This is a genomic window from Bacillus xiapuensis, assembly GCF_002797355.1.
GTDB classification, from domain to species: Bacteria; Bacillota; Bacilli; order Bacillales; family Domibacillaceae; genus Bacillus_CE; species Bacillus_CE xiapuensis.
Map to the genome: position 1 here is coordinate 1967432 of NZ_KZ454939.1, position 17001 is coordinate 1984432.

The window sequence follows — 17001 nt, forward strand, 5'->3', positions numbered from 1 at the left end:
ATGCGAATAGCCCGAGCAGCGGCTTTTTTATGCCGCTGCTCAGGCTTCTTGCTGCCTGCATTGCTTTTGATCAACCCGGAATTATCCTTTTCTCGCTACAAAAAAGATTCTTTGGCTATCCTGCTGCGGCGGATTATCCGTAAAGTCAGCCGCCAGACGAACAATCTCAAAGCCGGCTTGCTCAAGCCAGTCTGCATATTGTTCCGGCGCATACGTTCGCTGATAATGCAGCTCATCAAACCGTTCATATTGACCGCTGGCTTGATCGAAAGCAAAAAATGTAAGCTCATGCTCCACCATGCCCTCAGCGTCTCCGTCAAAGCAATTCCAAATATAAGACACTTCCTCGTCGACCGAAGTAAATGTGCCGTCTTTAAAAATATGCTCCATTTTATAAAGGGAATGGACATCAAATAAGAAAAGCCCGCCAGCTTGCAAATGATCATACACATGGCGAAAGGTATCCTTAACCTCTTCTTCTTTCAGCAAATAATTAAGAGAATCACAAAATATCGTCACAGCATCAAATGTGCCAAGACCTTCAAGCATGCGCATGTCCTGCTGAAACCACGGAATCTTTTTCCCTCTTTCTGCCGCCTTTTGCTGTGCGACCATCAGCATATCTTCCGACAGATCCACACCTGTCACATCCCAGCCAGTCTCTTTTAAACGCCAAGTGAACTCCCCGGTTCCGCATGCTACATCGAGCACCTTCTTGCCTGGCAATGACTTCGCATGACGTTCAAAGAAAGCAAGCCATCGTTCATACGGTACATCCTGCATTAAAAAATCGTATACATAAGCAAATCGCTCGTACGTCATAGAAGAAGCTCACTCTGTACGTCAATCTCAGGAGCGTCACCCCATAGCCGCTCCAAATTATAATAAAGACGCTCGTCACGATGAAACACGTGAACGACTACATCCCCAAGATCAATTAACACCCAGCGCGCTTCATTGTAACCTTCCATCCGCTTAATTGTATAGCCCAGCTCCTCCGCGCTCTCCTTAATTTCCCGAGCAATCGCTTGCACCTGCTTGTCGGAATTGCCGTGGCAAATCATAAAGTAGTCGGTAATGAGCGAGAGACCCTGCATATTTAATACGACGATTTGCTCCGCTCGTTTATTATCAGCTGCTGTTGCCATTCGTTGTAAAAGTTCAGGCTGATCCATTAATTCTTTGCCCCCTTCTGTTTCGTTAAATCATTATACATATCAACTGTATCAGGAAAAATCGGCTGATTCTTCTTCATCAGAAATTGAATCGTGTTCTTCACTGCCTGAATCAGCGCTGCATCTAAATGCTCTTCCGCCAGCGCGCGCACTTCTTCCACGCCCGGAAAATGGCGTCCCGGTTCGATATAATCCGCTAAATAAATGATCTTTTCAAGCAACGTCATCCCTGTTCTGCCCGATGTATGATAGCGAATAGCATCAAGAATCTCCTCATCCTCAATTCCAGCCTCTTTTTGCACCAAGCAGGCCCCGACTGGAGCATGCCACAGTTCCGGATGAAAGGACAGTAGCCGCGGATCCATTTTTTCCGCTCGAATAATGGCCGCCATCTCCTCTTTCGGACGAAACTTGGCATAATCGTGAAAGATCGCTGCTATTTCGGCTTTTTGCGGATCGGCTCCAAACTGATGAGCCAGTTTCACAGCTGTTTCCGCTACGCCAAGCGTATGTTGGTAACGGTGTTCAGTAAGTTGCTCCTTGACGAGCTCTAGCGCCTGATTACGGTTCATATAACTGGTTCTCCTTTATATAAGCGATTACTTTCTCCGGCAGTAAATAGCGAAGTGTCTGGCCGGCTGCTGCTTTTTGCCGGAGCAGCGTGGAGGATAGATGGATTTCCGGTGCATCGACCAACGTAACCGGATAGGGAGTATCAACAGAATAACCCGGACGCCGCACTCCGATTAACGTCACCATTTCACACAGTTCATCCACCTTATACCACTTCGGTAAATATTCAATCATATCCCCGCCGATCAGAAAATAAAAATTCGTTTCAGGTTCTCGTTTTTTCAGGATTTTGATCGTATCATACGTATAGGATTTACCGCTTCTCTCCATTTCAGTCAGCTCCAACGAAAACTGCGGGTGCCCATCAATTGCCGCTGACAGCATATTGATGCGATCGCTGTCCTTAATGCCCGCTCCCATTCTCTTATGAGGCGGATTACGACTAGGTAAAAACCGCATCTCATCCAGCCCCAGCGCAGAAAGCACCTCATTAGCGATAATTAAGTGGCCGATATGAGGCGGATTAAACGTTCCTCCGAGAAGACCGACCTTTTTCATCTTGGCAGCATAAGCCGCTTATGTTCTTTCGACTCTTTATATAAAATGATGATATTGCCAATGATTTGAACAATTTCGGCTTTAGCCCCTTTCGCCAATGCTTCAGCCACCTCGCGCTTATCCTCTTCACAGTTTTGTAAAATGCTGACCTTCAGCAATTCCCGCGCCTCCAGAGCATCGTCAATCTGTTTCACCATGTTCTCATTGACACCGCCTTTTCCCACTTGGAAAATGGGGTCCAAATGATGGGCTTCCGCCCGCAAAAATCTTTTTTGTTTTCCTGTTAGCATTATTTACCTCCTAGTTGATTGCGAACAATTTCTTCCATTTTACTCGTATCCGGGAAAGCTCCTGTCCACTTTTCAAAAGCAAGAGCTCCTTGGTACACAAACATTTTCAGTCCATTCTGCGTACGAGCGCGCCGCTGCTTCGCTTGCTTCAGCAGCTTCGTTTCAAAGGGATTATAGATGATATCTGAGACGAACGCTTTCGGATTCAGCCGGCTTAAGTCGATGGGAACCGCCTCTGTATTAGGTGCCATTCCTACGGAAGTGGTTTGAATAATGATATCGTATTTTTCAAGCTGGCCGGCCGCTTCCTCGACCGTTAGCACAGCTCCATCGGATGGAAAAGGGCAGCGCTTGACGAGCTCCTTCGCCTTTTCTAACGTGCGATTAGCCAGATCGATCCGCGTTACTTGCTCAGATGTTAATGTGTAATAGATGGCGCGGGCGGCTCCGCCTGCTCCAATGATCAGCACTTGCTTGTTCTCAAGCGCCTCCTGATAACCTTCGCGAAGCGCGCGTACATATCCTTTCCCGTCTGTATTGTAGCCGATCCACTGATCTTTCTCACGAACGACCGTATTCACAGCGCCGATCGCCTGTGCCAGCGGATCCACGCCATCAAGCATCGGGATGATCGCTGTTTTATGCGGAATGGTTACATTAAACCCTTGCACCCCGATCGCTTTCATGCCTCGCACTCCCGCCTCAAGATCTTGAGGCTTGATATGAAACGGATGGTAGCAGCCGTCTATTCCAAGCATATTAAAAGCCGCGTTTTGCATAGCCGGCGACATTGAATGAGCGATGGGATCCCCAATAACTCCAAATAAATTCTTCATCTTCTTCACCTTCAATTAAATAAGAGATGGCCGAATAAATACACTTACGCCTTTTGGAGCATACGCGGCCACGAGCGCTCCTGGCTCGTTGACCGTTACCCAGCCAAGACCGGAGAAAACCACATCCGTTTTCCCTTCTTTTATGCGAAATTCATGGCGGATAAACGCTGGGAACTGTTCCATTTGCCCGGAGCGCGGCGGTGTCAGCAGCTCTCCTGCATGCTTTTGATACAGCTCGTCAGCATTCTCCAGCTTCGTCCGGTGAATCTTCAGTTCATTGGACAAATAACAGGTCAGTGAACGGCGGCCGCCGGCGATATAATCCAACCGGGCAAGCCCTCCGAAAAATAGCGTTTGCTCTTCATTCAGCTGGAATACCTTTGGTTTGATTTCTTTCTTTGGCGTAATATATTTCAAATCGCGCTTATCTACAAAATGGGCCATTTGATGATGATTAATAATCCCCGGCGTATCGATAAGAGCCTGCCCATCATCTAAAGGAATTTCAATCATATCAAGTGTCGTACCGGGAAAATGGGAGGTGGTGATAATGTCTTTCTCTCCCGTAACCTCTTTAATAATCCGGTTAATAAATGTTGATTTGCCAACGTTTGTGCAGCCAACCACATAGACATCTTTCCCTTGGCGATAATGTTCGATCGCTTGAATAGCTTCTTGAATCGAATGGCCTTTAGCCGCACTGACAAGCAGAACATCAACCGGCTTCAGCCCGAGCTTTTTCGCCTCATGCTTCATCCAGTGAATCAAACGGTTCGCCTTTACCGACTTGGGAAGAAGGTCTGCTTTATTGCCAATCAGCAGAACCGGGTTGTTGCCGGCAAATCGGTGAAGACCGGGAAGCCAGCTCCCGTTAAAGTCGAATATATCTACAATCTTCACGATCAGGCTATCCGTTTGTCCCAATGTATTTAATATCTTTAGAAAATCATCATCCGTCAATGGCACATCCTGCACTTCATTATAATTCTTCAGACGGAAGCAGCGCTGGCAAACGATGACTTCTTTTGACAGAGCTGAAGGCGGAGCATAACCAAGCCCATTCGGATTGTCTGTTTGCACTTCCACTCCGCATCCTGTACATAGAATCTTTTCTTTACTCACTTATTTTCCTCCCATGTAATTAAACCTTTTCGTTTAAACACTTTCATAATTCTCCGCTCAATTCTGCGGTTGAATCTCGTCCAAAACCCGTCAGTCTGAGCGACGGGCAGCACTAAAATAGTGTAAAACCCGCTGCGGTTGCCTCCGAAAATATCAGTCAAAAGCTGATCTCCGATCACCACGGTCTCCTCCCGCTTGACATCGAGCAATTGGATTGCCCGACGAAAGGCTTTTCCCATGGGCTTTCTCGCTTCAAAAATATAGGGGATGTCAAGCGGTGTTGAAAACGTACTGACCCGCTTTTGATTATTGTTCGAAACAATCAGCACCTTGATGCCATGATCCCTCATTTGCTGAAACCACTCTAACAGCTCAGGGGTAGCATCCGGACAATCCCAGGCAACGAGCGTATTATCCAAATCGGTAATAATGGCTTTGATTCCTTTTTCCTTCAGCTCCATCGGCTGTATATCAAAGACGCTTTTTACTTGTTTATTCGGCAAAAATAATTTTAACATCTGAGCACCTCGATCTTTAGACCTTCTTCGTCCTTATCATATCTAATTTCCGATGTTGTTACAAAGTAAAACATAAGAAATGAGCATTCCTCAATTACTGTCAAATTATAAAAATTTATCGACAAAATTCTTATCCATGCTTTGTGGATAAGCTTATTCACATCCTCCCCTTTGTCTCAGATTGCTTTTGCACACTTAACCACATTTTACTCACACTTTATCCACGTTGCTTTGTGGATAACGGAACGCTTGTTCTTCTAATTAATTTTTGTTAAAGTTAGATTGTTCAAACAAGCGACCTACTAATGTATGTGTGCTCCTCAAATTCTAGAACACCAATTTATTGGAGGCGAACTAGCTATGGATCAAATTTCAGATGACCTGCTATTAGAATCTTATATAAAAGCCCGCAAGCTAAAGCTTAACAAAGAATTTATCCGCCTGATGGAGAAAGAGCTGATCAAGCGGTCACTCATTCAGAACGTGGAGATTTCTTAGGGCTATTGCTTCAATAAAAGCCCTATTTTTTCTCCCACCTTTACTTCACATGGAAGCGTCAATCGCTGATCAAGTGCAAACGTGCCTTTTTCAAATAACAGCACCACCGTTGAGCCGAAGTTAAAGTAAGCGACTTCCTCTCCCTGTTTCCAGACTTGATTTTCATGGGTGCGCTCCACCGCGTTGACAAACATCGCCCCCACTTTCACGACAGCCATTCTTCCACAGAAATGCTGAAGCTCTGTAATATCCCGATAATTTTTTGATAATGGCGCGCGGCCGTATTTTAAGCCGTATGAATGAACAGGATAGGAATAGCGTCCAAGGATCCAGCGATCGATCACGGCCGCATCTACCGGGCTGTGAATCCGGTGATAATGGGCCGGGCTTAAATACAACACAAGAAAGACTCCTCCGTCGTAAGCCCGCGCCTTGTCTTCACTGCCCAGCATTTCTGCAACAGCATACGGCTTTCCCTTTACGACAATGTCTCGGGAGGGAGTGATCGTTCCTGCTTCCTCTAGCCTTGCATCTACCGGACTTACGACATGGTCAGCACCATACTGTATCTTTCTTGCTTCCGGAGCAAGTCTTCTCATAAAAAAATCATGAAGCGTTTGATAATCTTCCGCGGGATATTCCATTTCCTTTTCATTAATCTTATAAGCCCTTATGAAAGAACGAATCATAGGCTTACTCAATGAAGAGCATGTGAACGTTTCAAGCAGTCGCGAAGACCATCTTTTATTGGTTAACTCAATAAATAAACGATAGAGTTGTTTTTGCACAATATCCCTCCAACAAAATAAAATTCCAAATGATTTTGTGTTATAATAGGTTATTAATAAAATATTATTATATAATAAACTAACTTCAAGGAGAGTGTAAATTTGTTTATTTCTCACGTGTTGGATTTAACCATGAAAAAGATGAAAGCACAATCAGCAAACATGCTGACATTGAGCAATTTATCTTTAGGTGGCTTTTCAATATTAATGACGCTAAAGGGAGAATATAACCTAGGACTATTATTAATCTTTATCGCGGCTTTAGCCGATCGCTTTGATGGTATGGTCGCCCGCAAATTGAATATTGAGTCTGAGCTCGGCAAGCAGTTGGACTCCATGTGTGATATCATTTCTTTCGGAGTAGCGCCCGCTCTGCTCTTATACAGCGGCATTCTTTCTCAGTTCGGCTCACCTGGAGCATTTTTCACCGTATTTTATATCGGCTGCGGCGCTTTGAGGCTCGCTCGATTTAATATAATGGAAAACAACGGCTACTTTCAAGGGCTGCCGATTACAGCAGCCGGCTGCTTGTTGACACTGAGCTATTTAGCCATCCCTTACCTGCCGGATCAGTTATTTATGGTAATGATGATGTGCATGTCATTATTGATGATCAGTCCATTTAAATTAAAAAAGATCTGAATGAAATTCTCGGATCTGCAGGCGTCCCCCTGTTGTTCACTGCGAAATGAACAGCAGGGGGATCTTTAGCTTTTGAGGGGCGTTCCCTTAACTTTTAAAAACAGTCGGCAGCGGACAGGCAAAAAAGAAGCGTCTCCTTCATACAATTGAGACAATGGCGGATTTTTAAAGGAGGAGCTGATATGTTTGGCATACTTGCTGCATTGTCTTACCTGGCTAAGGAACTGCTCTTTTTTGTTTCTTATGTCAAAAACAACGCATTTCCCCAGCCATTATCAGCGGCCGAGGAAAAGAAATATTTGGAACAGATGGCTCAAGGAGATCAGGAGGCCCGAAATAAATTAATCGAGCATAATCTCCGGCTGGTTGCCCATATCGTAAAAAAATTTGAAAATACAGGAGAAGACGCGGAAGACCTTATTTCGATAGGCACCATCGGCTTAATCAAAGCCATTGAAAGCTATTCTGGGGGGAAAGGAACAAAACTGGCTACGTATGCGGCCAGATGTATTGAAAATGAAATCCTCATGCATTTACGGGCGTTGAAAAAAACAAAAAAGGACATCTCCCTGCAAGATCCAATCGGCCACGATAAGGAAGGCAATGAAATCAATCTGCTTGACATTTTAAAATCCGAAGATGAAGATGTGCTCGATCACATTTTATTATCGATGGAGCTAAAGAAAGTGCTGAAATTCCTGCGCGTGCTGGAAAAACGTGAGCAGGAAGTGATTGTCGCCCGCTTTGGGTTAAATCAAGACAAGGAAAAAACACAGCGCGAAATCGCGAAAGAATTGGGAATCTCCAGAAGCTATGTCTCCCGGATTGAAAAGCGCGCACTCATGAAAATGTTCCATGAATTTTATCGGGAAGAAAAAGGAAGCTAAAGAGACGCAAAGTTTCCTGGGATTCCCAGACATAAAAAATCCGGCGGAATCTTGATCCGCCGGATTTTCATTCGTGCCTTTAGTCAATGGACACTGAGATCACTACACCAGTAAGCGTTGCAAGCAATAAACCCATAATCATCATGACCATCTTTATCACTCCCAAAAACGTTGGTTACTATTAATGTACCACAATCCGCTCCATTTGTAGCATCCATCTCTCAAATCTTTCATAATTTATCGCCCACACATGCAGGCTGCCAAGGCGCTGCAAAAGGACAGCATATGGCGGAGTTAGCCCTTTGTGCCTCTTTTCCTCAGCGAAGGCCGATGAGGTGAAAGCTTCACTTTATGCATTTGCAAGCTTTTCCACCATGCTCATAACCAAATTGGCGGAGTGAAGCGCAGCTTTCGGTAAAAACTGCTCAAATGAAAGATCAGATTCCTTTCCGGCAATATCAGATAGCGAACGAATCACCACAAACGGCGTGCCAAATTGATAAGCCACTTGCGCGATAGCAGCTGCTTCCATCTCCACCGCCTGCAGATCCGCAAATTTCGCCGCGACGTACTGGACCCTCTCTGGATCGCTCATAAAGGAGTCTCCTGTCGCAATTAAACCTTTCATAACTTGGATACCTTCCTCCTCTTTTGCACTATCCTCGGCTAATTGCAGCAGCCTTTGATCAGCTTTAAAGGATGGCGGCATTTGAGGAACTTGTCCGTACTCATATCCGAAAGCCGTAGCATCTACATCATGATGACGCACCTCCGTGGAAATGACCACATCTCCAACATTCAGCTCGGGATTCAGTCCGCCGGCAGAACCCGTATTAATAACCACATCGGGTTGAAAATGATGTAGCAAAATGGAAGTGGCCATAGCCGCATTCACCTTTCCGATACCGGAACGAAGTAAAATCACTTCCGTCCCTTTCATCGTCCCTTGCGTGTATTCACTGTTGGCAATCATCTCGGCGCGGGGGCTGTCAAGATGATCACGCAAAATCGTTACTTCTTCTTCCATTGCTCCTATAATAGCTACTTTCATCGTCATTTATATCCTCCGTTTCCTCTCCAAGCGGCAATCAGTTTAAACCGCTTCTTTCTCTGCTATCAATCGCGAAATGTTCTATTGAAAAAGTTCCACCCCATTTTAGCATTTTTTCTGCAGAATTGCTTGCCAGCCCTTCCTTTTTTCCTGTATACATAAAGGGAACCTTCAAACAGCGGGGGGGCTTTCATCCCCAATGCTGACAAGAGGAACAAAGGCTAACATCGCAACGTTCGGTTGCCGCACCTTTGTCACCTGCATCACACAAGATGCCCCGCTTAAAGAGGGCGTCCTAGGGCATCTTGCGGGCAGGATAAAAAGAAAAATTTAACGAAAGAAGTGGTGGCATGCAAATTCATCTGGATTATATCGAGGATAAGATTGAATTTTTCGAAGCGAAAGACCTGGCTTCTCTGGAAAAGAAAATTTCTGATAAAATTGAACAGAACCAAGCCATTATGCTGAACGTCCATTCCGTTTCGCATCAAATGCAGATCGATGGAGAGGGGCGAAAGCATTACTCGGCCGTCGTCCACTTTAAAGCCAAAAAATAAAAGGCCGTCCAATCAGCCGATGATTCGGCGATTGGACGGCCCTTTTCACGTATATAGAAGCCAGATATGCGCAGTTTCCAGCTTGCCCTATTGGAAACAGCCTTACCACTGACCCTTATCATTTTGTTCAAGCTTTTGCACTTTTTCCGGTTTCCAGCCTTCACCGTCCACCCATGTTAAATGTACGCGATAAGCCTCTGATGAATTGCTTTTCGGGGATACCGTACCAATAGCAGCGTTCGGTCCTTGCCCTTTCACAAACCAAACCGTCATTTCACTGTTTGGAATGCCCGTAGCATAAGATAAGGCGTCGAGCTTCTCCTGCCAGTCAACGGAGTTGCTGTCGAAGGAAGAAACGTGTTCACCTGTCTGGCTTGTGCCGATTCCTTTCCAATTAGGATCGATGATCTCCTTTTCCACATTCGGCTCAGAGCTTTCTTTCACGACCTTCTCTTGCTTGTCCTCTTTTTCTTTATCTTTTTCTTTATCCTTCTCTTTCTCATCCGCTTCCTCATCTGCATTCTTCATTTCTTCTTCAGATGAGTCAGCAGCTTCATTGTTTTTATTCTCTTCGGTGTTATAGGCGGCCGTTTCTTCTTTTGCTGGGCTTTTTTCTTCCGGTTTCTTTGCCTCTTCGTTATTTCCGCCAGAAAAAATAGTAAACGCCACAACAACAATTAAAAGAACAACGACTGCAATAGCCGTATTTAATACACGATTCGTTTTTCGCCGTTTCGATTTTCTTTCTGTCCGAGTCGGCTGAGCCATGGTTCTTCTCTCCTCTCTGTTACATCATTCAATATTTTATCATGTCTTCACATGAACATGAAGCCATTTGACATGAAAAAAGCGCTAAAGGCCTATTCCTTTAGCGCTTTTGCCAAACGAGTTAGTTAATGGAAACAATTTTCACAGACATTTCTCCGCCAGGTGTATTTACACTGACTTCATCACCGACTTTTTTACCGATCAGACTTTTGGCAATCGGTGAGTCATTGGAAATTTTCCCTTCAAATGGATCGGCCTCAGCGCTTCCGACGATCGTATAGCTTTCTTCTTCGCCGTCAGGCAGTTCAATGAATGAAACCGTTTTCCCCAAAGAAACCACATCGGGATCCATGGCTTCTTCATCAATTATTTTTGCGTTTCGGATCATGGTTTCAATTGTACCGATGCGCCCTTCTACAAACGCTTGTTCTTCTTTCGCTGAATCGTACTCGGAATTCTCGGATAAGTCGCCGAAGCTGCGGGCGATCTTAATTCTTTCTACAACTTCTTTTCGTTTGACTGTTTTTAAATATTCCAGCTCTTCTTGTAATTTTGCTTTCCCTTCTTCTGTCATCGGGTATACTTTTTCTATTGACAAGTCCCTTCCACTCCTTTTCACATCTCGCTGCCCATGAATTGATGGCAAGAGTCCATTTAAACATGAGCAGGCTGCCCCACAAAAGGGCCTGCTCTCGACCTCATTATATTGTGAAAGCAACATTCGTGTATAATGTTAACCCTTTATTATAGAGACAGCCTTTGTTTCTTTAAGATTATGTCTGTTTCATAAAAAGATACTATAAAATGGCTTTTTGTTCAAGAATTGTTTGGATTTTCGTAATCACCAAGTCAATGGCCACATGATTTTGTCCCCCTTCAGGGATGATAATGTCGGCGTAGCGCTTAGTTGGCTCAATAAACTGGTTATGCATCGGCCGCACGACATGAATGTACTGATCAATAACCGATTCAAAAGTGCGACCCCGCTCTTTCATATCGCGGTACATGCGCCGGATAATCCGCAGGTCGGCATCCGTGTCGACAAACAGTTTAATATCCATCAAGTCGCGCAGGCGCTCATCTTCAAGTACTAAAATTCCTTCAAGAATGATGACATCTTTCGGCTCCATGCGGATCGTTTTTTTCGAGCGCGTATGCTCCTTATAATCATAAACAGGCTTGTCTATTGCTTCGTAGCGCAGCAGCTTGTTTAGATGCTCGATTAATAAATCGTTATCGAAAGCAAAAGGATGATCATAGTTTGTTTTCAAACGTTCTTCAAAAGACAAATGACTTTGATCTTTGTAGTAATAATCCTGTTCAATAATCATGATCGAGTGCCCTTTAAAAAATTCGTCGATCGCTCTGGTTACACTTGTTTTTCCGGAACCGGAGCCGCCGGTTACTCCAATGACAACTGGCTTTTGTTTCATCTGACTTACTCAAGCCCCTTTCGCATCATGTTGTTTGGATAAACGGGCTGAGCGGCCTTAAAGCGGACAATTTGCAAAGGATGGCGCGCAGCGTCCAGCTCATTTCCTTCTTCATCCCATATTTTATCAATGACTTGAGTAAAATTCTCAATTTCAGGTCCGAAAAACTCCACTTCATCACCGGGACGGAAGAAGTTGCGCTGCTGCAGCGTAATCATTTGTGTATCTTCCTCATAGTCTAGGACAAGGCCGACAAAATCATGGGTTGCCTTTTTCCCGTGCACGCCGAACAGCTGTTCATTCGCACCCGGAATTCCTTCAAAAAAGGCAGGGGCAGCGGGACGGTTGGCGCATTTATCAAGCTCCTCTAGCCATTCCTTTTTCACTTGGAAATTTTTTGGATCCGCGCAATAAGCATCAATCACTTTACGGTACACACTCACAACAGTCGCAACATAGTGAATAGATTTCATCCGGCCTTCGATTTTCAAGCTGTCAATGCCCAGTTCGATCATTTTCGGAATGGACTCCACCAGCTTTAAATCTTTCGGGCTCATGGCGAAAGGGGAATCCTTTTCAGAAAACAGCGGGCGTTCTTCTTTATCTTCCAGAGAGTAAAGATCATAATCCCAGCGGCATGACTGGCAGCAGCCTCCGCGGTTGGAATCCCGTGCGGTCATATGGTTGCTCAATACACAGCGTCCGGAATAAGCAATACACATCGCGCCATGAATGAACGTTTCGATTTCTATGTCCACTTTTTCTTTCATTTCACGGATTTCTTCCCCCGTAGTTTCACGGGCAAGCACGACCCGATTGAGCCCCTCTTCCTTCCAATATTGAACGGCCCGCCAGTTCGTTAAAGATTGCTGTGTGCTTAAATGAATTTCCACTTTCGGAGCTACGCGCCGGCACGTTTCAATTATTAAAGGATCCGCAACGATAATTCCTGTAATTCCTGCTTCCTGCAGACCCCGCAAATACTCTTCCAAACCGTCAATATTTTCGTTATGCGCATAGATGTTCGTTGTGACATAAATTTTGGCACCGTATTTCTTGGCAAACTCAACGCCTTCCTTCATTTCTTCAAACGTAAAATTTCCGGCATTTGAGCGCAGGCCATATTCCTGACCGCCAATATAGACAGCGTCCGCTCCATAATGGACGGCAATCTTCAGCTTTTCAAGCGTTCCGGCTGGAGCAAGCAGCTCAGGCTTCTTCACAATGATCCGCTTGCCATCAACGATTTTTGATATCTTATCATTTATGATCGCTTCCATGATGGGGTTCCTCCTTTTTAATAAACTGTCTCTTTAAAGAAAAAGCCTGTATCCAACGGACGGTTTTCCGGTTGAATAGCTTGAATTTTCTCCAACAGCTCCTCTTTCATTTCTTCGTATTTATCGGGATCGTCCGCGCATAAGTCAATTGCCTGACGGTAAATTTTGGTTACCTCAAGAATATAGTCCGGTGATTTCAGTACACCATCGATTTTGAAGCTGTCAATCCCCGCTTCCACTAATTCTTGAAGCTCATCAATGATGCAAATATCATTTGGGCTCATAATATGCGTTCCATTCTGATCCTCAAAAATAGGATACTTATTTCCGCGCTCTTGATCATGGAGAAACATATTTCTAGCTTCTTCGTGATTTTCGATTTTCATCGTTTGCCCAAGGTACTCAAAGTAATGGCCGAGAAGCGGCCGCTTCGACTGGAACATGCACGTCATGCCATGCACCTGCACTTCGATTGCAACTTCCGCGTTCTCTTTCGTTTCAATTACAGCGTCCATGTTCAGTTCACGGGCTAGCACGGCACGCACTGCTCCTCTTTTTCCCCAATAATTGCATGTAAAGTAATTGGTTGCCGTCGTCTCCGTATTCCAATGCAGAGGCATGCCGAGAGCGGATTGACGGACCGCCATTAGCACAGCTGGATCGCCAAAGATAATCGCATCACAGTCAGCCTCTTTCAGAAATGCCACATAATCATCCAGTTCATTGGCCAAATCATTATGAAAAAGAGCGTTCATCGCCACATAAACCTTTTTACCTTCTGAGTGAGCAAGCTCGATTGCCTTTTTTACCTCCTGCCGATCAAACTCTCCTGCAAGGCGCAAACCGTAGCGCTGCTCACCAATCACAAACGCATCGGCCCCCGCTTTTGCCAATGGCAAAATATCATCGACAGCTGTCGGCGTTACGAGTAATTCTGGTTTGTTCATCTTATTCGCCACCTTTTTTCAGGCTGACCGCCAGCCCGTCACCAACCGGAAGAATTGCCGTGTGGTAGCTGGGATGGCTCATCAGCCATTCATTATATTTCTTTATTTTTTTCACTAGATTTCTCGTGCGTTTCGTTTGGATTAATTCATCCGCCACGTAGCCTTTGAATAAGACATTATCGGTATACACAGTGCCGTTTGCAGTCAAAAAAGCGGAATAGCTTTCAAAAAACTTGGTGTATTGCCCCTTCGCTGCATCAATAAAGATCGCATCATAAGGACCTGCTTTTCCCACCTTATCGACCTGCTCAAGAGCGTCGCCATAGAAAACACGGATGCGGCTGCCTGCATTGGAGCGCTGGATAAAATCAAGCGCTTTTTTGTACCGCTCTGCATCGCGCTCGATGGTAATTATTTCGGCCTCCGGCAAAGCCTCGGACATCCGCAGTGCAGAATAGCCTATGGCAGTGCCAATTTCAAGAATTTTCTTAGGCTTTTGAATGCGAAGCAATTGCAGCAAAGCTTCGATCCCGACTGCCTCCATAATGGGCACCCGATGCTCCCTGGCATATGCCTCCATCTCATGAAGCAGTTCTGTCCTTTTATGAATTAACGATTCTATATAATGATGGATTTTATCGTCCATTTTGATCCCCTTTTCTAAAAAGGCTTAAACAAGAAAAAGAAGAAAGCCCGTTAGCTTTCCGCCTTTTACATTATGATTAATCCAGTTGACTTCAAAAAAACACTTGAACTATTCTACCATAAAGAGAAGAGAAAAGCGATACTTCTCACTTTTCTCATTTATTTTGTCCCTTTGTAATGTATTTTTCTTTTAACTCACCGTGCTCCTTCAGCGTCTTGGAATAGTAGACCTCTCCTTCAGGCGAAGCGAGGAAATACAAGTAATCGGTGGACTCAGGATCAAGCGCCGCTTCAATGGATGAGACTCCGCTGTTGCCGATCGGACCCGGAGTCAGCCCTTTTACTCTGTAAGTGTTATATGGAGAATTGACTTTCAAATCTTTATACAGCACGCGGCTTTTATGCTTTCCTAATGCATACAGCACGGTTGGATCCGTTTGCAGCGGCATTTTCTTTTGGAGCCGGTTATAAAATACGCTGGCTATCTTGCGCCGGTCCGCTTTCTCTGTAGCTTCTTCCTCAATTAATGAGGCCATGGTCAATACTTGATGAACGGACATTTTCTTCGCTGCCATGGATGGCCGGTATTGAGCCAGGACGCTATCCGTTTTCTTGATCATATCTTCAATGATCGCTTCGACGGGCTTTTTCTTATCTGCATAATGATAAGTGGCCGGGTACAAATAGCCTTCTAGCGGATATTTAATGTTCTTTGCCAGTATATCTTTCTTCAGTAATTCCGGGTATTTCTTCATCATTTTCTTAATGAATGCCGGATCATTGATCACTTTAAGAATATCTGACTGCTTATGATTTGTTTGCTCGCTAATCATGCTGGCTATTTGTGTGACTTGATAGCCTTCAGGGATCGCCAGCCGTACCTCGCCCGGATTCTTTTGCTTTCGGGTTTGCAGACTGCGAATCAGTTCATCGATCGTCATTGCCGGAGTAAAAGCGTACTCTCCTGCTTGAAAGCTATCCTCGCCTTTATATTTCACATAGTATTTAAACACTTCGGCATTTTTAATAACTCCTTTTTTCTCTAATGTTTCAGCAATGACAGACAGGCTGGAGCCGACTGGAATCGAAACCGAAACTGGAGTGCGGTCATTTTTGTCGACCGGCTGAAGTGCAGAGCTGATAAAGAAGTAAACAGCTGCGGTCGCTCCTCCAACAATGAGAAGAAAAGTTAAAAAAGCAAAGAGAATCGCTTTTTTTAGTCTCCTCTGCTTCTTTGGAGGCTGCAGATAGGACTGATTCGACATAGACTTTCCCCTTTCAACATAAAACGAGTCTTTTCTCACATTTTTCATTATACTATAACTTTAACAAAAAAAGGACCGGGAAACCCGATCCTTTTTCATTACTCTTCTTCTTCCTCTTCCAGGAAGGTATTCAGCATTTCTTCGATCATGTCCCACTCTTCATCGCTTTCAATTGGCATTAATTCACCGTCTTGCCCATCCTCAGCCGGGATGAACGCGGAAGCGTGAATTTCTATTTCTTCGTTTTCATCTTCTTCCGCCCCTACCGGGAAATACAGGACGTAGGACTTTTCAAATTTGTCTGAGTCAAATGTGAATAACACTTCACATAATTGCTCGTTTCCGTTTTCATCAATAATGGTAATTTGCTTTTCTCCGTGCTCCATTTTTTCACCTCGTTATTTTTGGCTGTCCAGATATCCTTGAAGGATCATCATGGCCGCCATCTTATCAATTACTTTCTTGCGTTTCTTGCGGCTGACGTCCGCTTCCAGCAGCACTCTTTCTGCTGCGATCGTTGTCATTCGTTCATCCCAGAGGACAACGGGCAGGGAAAAACGTTCTTCCAATCGCGCTGCAAAAGCTTGAGACGCCTCTCCGCGCGGGCCGATTGTATTATTCATATTCTTAGGCAGCCCGACAACGAACTTGTTCACATCATATTCACTGCAAAGAGCAGCAATCCGATCCAAACCAAATTTCTTCTTCTCTTCATCAATAGGAATCGTTTCAATCCCTTGAGCCGTCCAGCCCAATTCATCGCTGATGGCGACGCCGACTGTTTTAGAGCCGACGTCCAAACCCATTACTCTCATACAATATTTATTCCTCTCGCTGCTGTTTCAAGTACGTTTTCACAAGCTCTTCGATAATCTCATCCCGCTCTAGCTTGCGGATCAAGTTACGTGCATCCTTATGGCGCGGAATATAAGCAGGATCTCCGGAAAGCAAATACCCGACGATTTGATTAATGGGATTATACCCTTTTTCTTGAAGTGCATCATATACTTGGAACAGCACTTCTTCCACATCCTGCTCGAAAGGTTCCTCTGGAAAATTAAATCTCATCGTTTGATCAAAAGAGCTCATTATTAGCACCTCGCTTTAGGCTCGAAAGTGAAGCCCGCATTTGTACAAGTTATTTCCATTGTACAATAAATGTTCGCGG

The 17001-nt window shown here is 44.7% G+C and carries 25 protein-coding genes; 4 read left to right on the plus strand and 21 right to left on the minus strand.

What is annotated here, in order from left to right; genetic code table 11:
- Nucleotides 1-81: 81 nt before the first annotated feature.
- Genes CEF20_RS09820 through CEF20_RS09855 form a run of 8 tightly spaced genes read right to left on the minus strand, consistent with a single transcriptional unit; the run spans nt 82 to nt 5072 of the window.
- Nucleotides 82-822 carry a class I SAM-dependent DNA methyltransferase gene (locus CEF20_RS09820; protein WP_100331639.1) on the minus strand — a complete coding sequence of 247 codons (741 nt, stop codon included), beginning with the start codon at nt 820-822 and terminating at the stop codon, nt 82-84.
- A complete protein-coding gene (gene rsfS / locus CEF20_RS09825; protein ID WP_100331640.1) occupies nt 819-1175 on the minus strand; it encodes a ribosome silencing factor in 357 nt (118 codons plus the stop codon). Before rsfS ends, CEF20_RS09820 begins: the two co-directional genes overlap by 4 nt.
- Nucleotides 1175-1747 (minus strand): bis(5'-nucleosyl)-tetraphosphatase (symmetrical) YqeK, encoded by a 573-nt coding sequence (yqeK, locus tag CEF20_RS09830; RefSeq protein WP_100331641.1) that lies wholly within the window; start codon nt 1745-1747, stop codon nt 1175-1177. Before yqeK ends, rsfS begins: the two co-directional genes overlap by 1 nt.
- Nucleotides 1737-2306, minus strand: coding sequence for a nicotinate-nucleotide adenylyltransferase (locus tag CEF20_RS09835; RefSeq protein WP_100331642.1), 570 nt, complete (start codon nt 2304-2306; stop codon nt 1737-1739). The genes yqeK and CEF20_RS09835 overlap by 11 nt, the downstream gene beginning before the upstream one ends.
- Nucleotides 2303-2596 (minus strand): ribosome assembly RNA-binding protein YhbY, encoded by a 294-nt coding sequence (gene yhbY, locus CEF20_RS09840; protein ID WP_100331643.1) that lies wholly within the window; start codon nt 2594-2596, stop codon nt 2303-2305. The genes CEF20_RS09835 and yhbY overlap by 4 nt, the downstream gene beginning before the upstream one ends.
- Nucleotides 2596-3432, minus strand: a complete 837-nt coding sequence (gene aroE / locus CEF20_RS09845) for a shikimate dehydrogenase (protein ID WP_100331644.1) — start codon at nt 3430-3432, stop codon at nt 2596-2598. The genes yhbY and aroE overlap by 1 nt, the downstream gene beginning before the upstream one ends.
- 15 nt (nt 3433-3447) lie before the next feature.
- Nucleotides 3448-4554, minus strand: coding sequence for a ribosome biogenesis GTPase YqeH (gene yqeH / locus CEF20_RS09850; protein ID WP_100331645.1), 1107 nt, complete (start codon nt 4552-4554; stop codon nt 3448-3450).
- Nucleotides 4551-5072 (minus strand): YqeG family HAD IIIA-type phosphatase, encoded by a 522-nt coding sequence (locus CEF20_RS09855; protein ID WP_100331646.1) that lies wholly within the window; start codon nt 5070-5072, stop codon nt 4551-4553. Before CEF20_RS09855 ends, yqeH begins: the two co-directional genes overlap by 4 nt.
- Before the next feature lie 360 nt (nt 5073-5432).
- Here CEF20_RS09855 and sda point away from each other — a divergent pair, with 360 nt between their 5' ends.
- Nucleotides 5433-5570 (plus strand): sporulation histidine kinase inhibitor Sda, encoded by a 138-nt coding sequence (sda, locus tag CEF20_RS09860; protein ID WP_100331647.1) that lies wholly within the window; start codon nt 5433-5435, stop codon nt 5568-5570.
- Between the two features lie 2 nt (nt 5571-5572).
- Here sda and CEF20_RS09865 read toward each other — a convergent pair whose 3' ends face one another.
- A complete protein-coding gene (locus CEF20_RS09865; protein WP_100331648.1) occupies nt 5573-6358 on the minus strand; it encodes a phosphatidylserine decarboxylase in 786 nt (261 codons plus the stop codon).
- Nucleotides 6359-6460: 102 nt separating this feature from the next.
- On the opposite strand from CEF20_RS09865, the gene pssA reads away from it, so the two are divergent.
- Nucleotides 6461-7000 (plus strand): CDP-diacylglycerol--serine O-phosphatidyltransferase, encoded by a 540-nt coding sequence (gene pssA, locus CEF20_RS09870; protein ID WP_100331649.1) that lies wholly within the window; start codon nt 6461-6463, stop codon nt 6998-7000.
- A 182-nt stretch (nt 7001-7182) separates the two neighbouring features.
- Nucleotides 7183-7887 (plus strand): RNA polymerase sporulation sigma factor SigK, encoded by a 705-nt coding sequence (sigK, locus tag CEF20_RS09875; RefSeq protein ID WP_100331650.1) that lies wholly within the window; start codon nt 7183-7185, stop codon nt 7885-7887.
- 349 nt (nt 7888-8236) lie between these two features.
- Here sigK and mtnN read toward each other — a convergent pair whose 3' ends face one another.
- Both mtnN and CEF20_RS17330 read right to left on the minus strand, forming a co-directional pair.
- On the minus strand, nt 8237-8938 hold the full coding sequence (mtnN, locus tag CEF20_RS09880; protein WP_100332075.1) for a 5'-methylthioadenosine/S-adenosylhomocysteine nucleosidase: 702 nt from the start codon (nt 8936-8938) through the stop codon (nt 8237-8239).
- Nucleotides 8939-8975: 37 nt separating this feature from the next.
- Nucleotides 8976-9098, minus strand: a complete 123-nt coding sequence (locus CEF20_RS17330; RefSeq protein WP_269799219.1) for a hypothetical protein — start codon at nt 9096-9098, stop codon at nt 8976-8978.
- Between the two features lie 190 nt (nt 9099-9288).
- On the opposite strand from CEF20_RS17330, the gene CEF20_RS09885 reads away from it, so the two are divergent.
- Entirely contained in the window at nt 9289-9495 is a 207-nt protein-coding gene (locus CEF20_RS09885) for a DUF2536 family protein (protein WP_100331651.1), read from the plus strand.
- Nucleotides 9496-9597: 102 nt separating this feature from the next.
- Here CEF20_RS09885 and CEF20_RS09890 read toward each other — a convergent pair whose 3' ends face one another.
- From CEF20_RS09890 to CEF20_RS09935, 10 genes are all read right to left on the minus strand, one after another.
- The gene (locus CEF20_RS09890; protein WP_100331652.1) at nt 9598-10263 is read right to left on the minus strand and encodes a YrrS family protein; all 666 of its coding nucleotides are present in this window, start codon (nt 10261-10263) and stop codon (nt 9598-9600) included.
- 121 nt (nt 10264-10384) lie between these two features.
- Nucleotides 10385-10861, minus strand: coding sequence for a transcription elongation factor GreA (greA, locus tag CEF20_RS09895; RefSeq protein WP_100331653.1), 477 nt, complete (start codon nt 10859-10861; stop codon nt 10385-10387).
- A 199-nt stretch (nt 10862-11060) separates the two neighbouring features.
- A complete protein-coding gene (gene udk / locus CEF20_RS09900) occupies nt 11061-11696 on the minus strand; it encodes a uridine kinase (protein ID WP_100331654.1) in 636 nt (211 codons plus the stop codon).
- Nucleotides 11697-11701: 5 nt separating this feature from the next.
- On the minus strand, nt 11702-12976 hold the full coding sequence (locus CEF20_RS09905) for a peptidase U32 family protein (protein WP_100331655.1): 1275 nt from the start codon (nt 12974-12976) through the stop codon (nt 11702-11704).
- A gap of 17 nt (nt 12977-12993) precedes the next feature.
- Nucleotides 12994-13923: a peptidase U32 family protein gene (locus tag CEF20_RS09910; protein WP_100331656.1), complete on the minus strand. Its 930-nt coding sequence runs from the start codon at nt 13921-13923 to the stop codon at nt 12994-12996.
- Between the two features lies 1 nt (nt 13924).
- Nucleotides 13925-14569, minus strand: coding sequence for an O-methyltransferase (locus CEF20_RS09915; RefSeq protein WP_100331657.1), 645 nt, complete (start codon nt 14567-14569; stop codon nt 13925-13927).
- 154 nt (nt 14570-14723) lie between these two features.
- Entirely contained in the window at nt 14724-15833 is a 1110-nt protein-coding gene (gene mltG, locus CEF20_RS09920) for an endolytic transglycosylase MltG (protein WP_100331658.1), read from the minus strand.
- A gap of 98 nt (nt 15834-15931) precedes the next feature.
- Nucleotides 15932-16219: a DUF1292 domain-containing protein gene (locus tag CEF20_RS09925; protein ID WP_100331659.1), complete on the minus strand. Its 288-nt coding sequence runs from the start codon at nt 16217-16219 to the stop codon at nt 15932-15934.
- Nucleotides 16220-16231: 12 nt separating this feature from the next.
- Complete coding sequence (gene ruvX, locus CEF20_RS09930) at nt 16232-16648, minus strand: Holliday junction resolvase RuvX (RefSeq protein WP_100331660.1); 417 nt, start codon at nt 16646-16648, stop codon at nt 16232-16234.
- A 7-nt stretch (nt 16649-16655) separates the two neighbouring features.
- Nucleotides 16656-16922, minus strand: coding sequence for an IreB family regulatory phosphoprotein (locus CEF20_RS09935; RefSeq protein WP_100331661.1), 267 nt, complete (start codon nt 16920-16922; stop codon nt 16656-16658).
- Nucleotides 16923-17001: the final 79 nt, after the last annotated feature.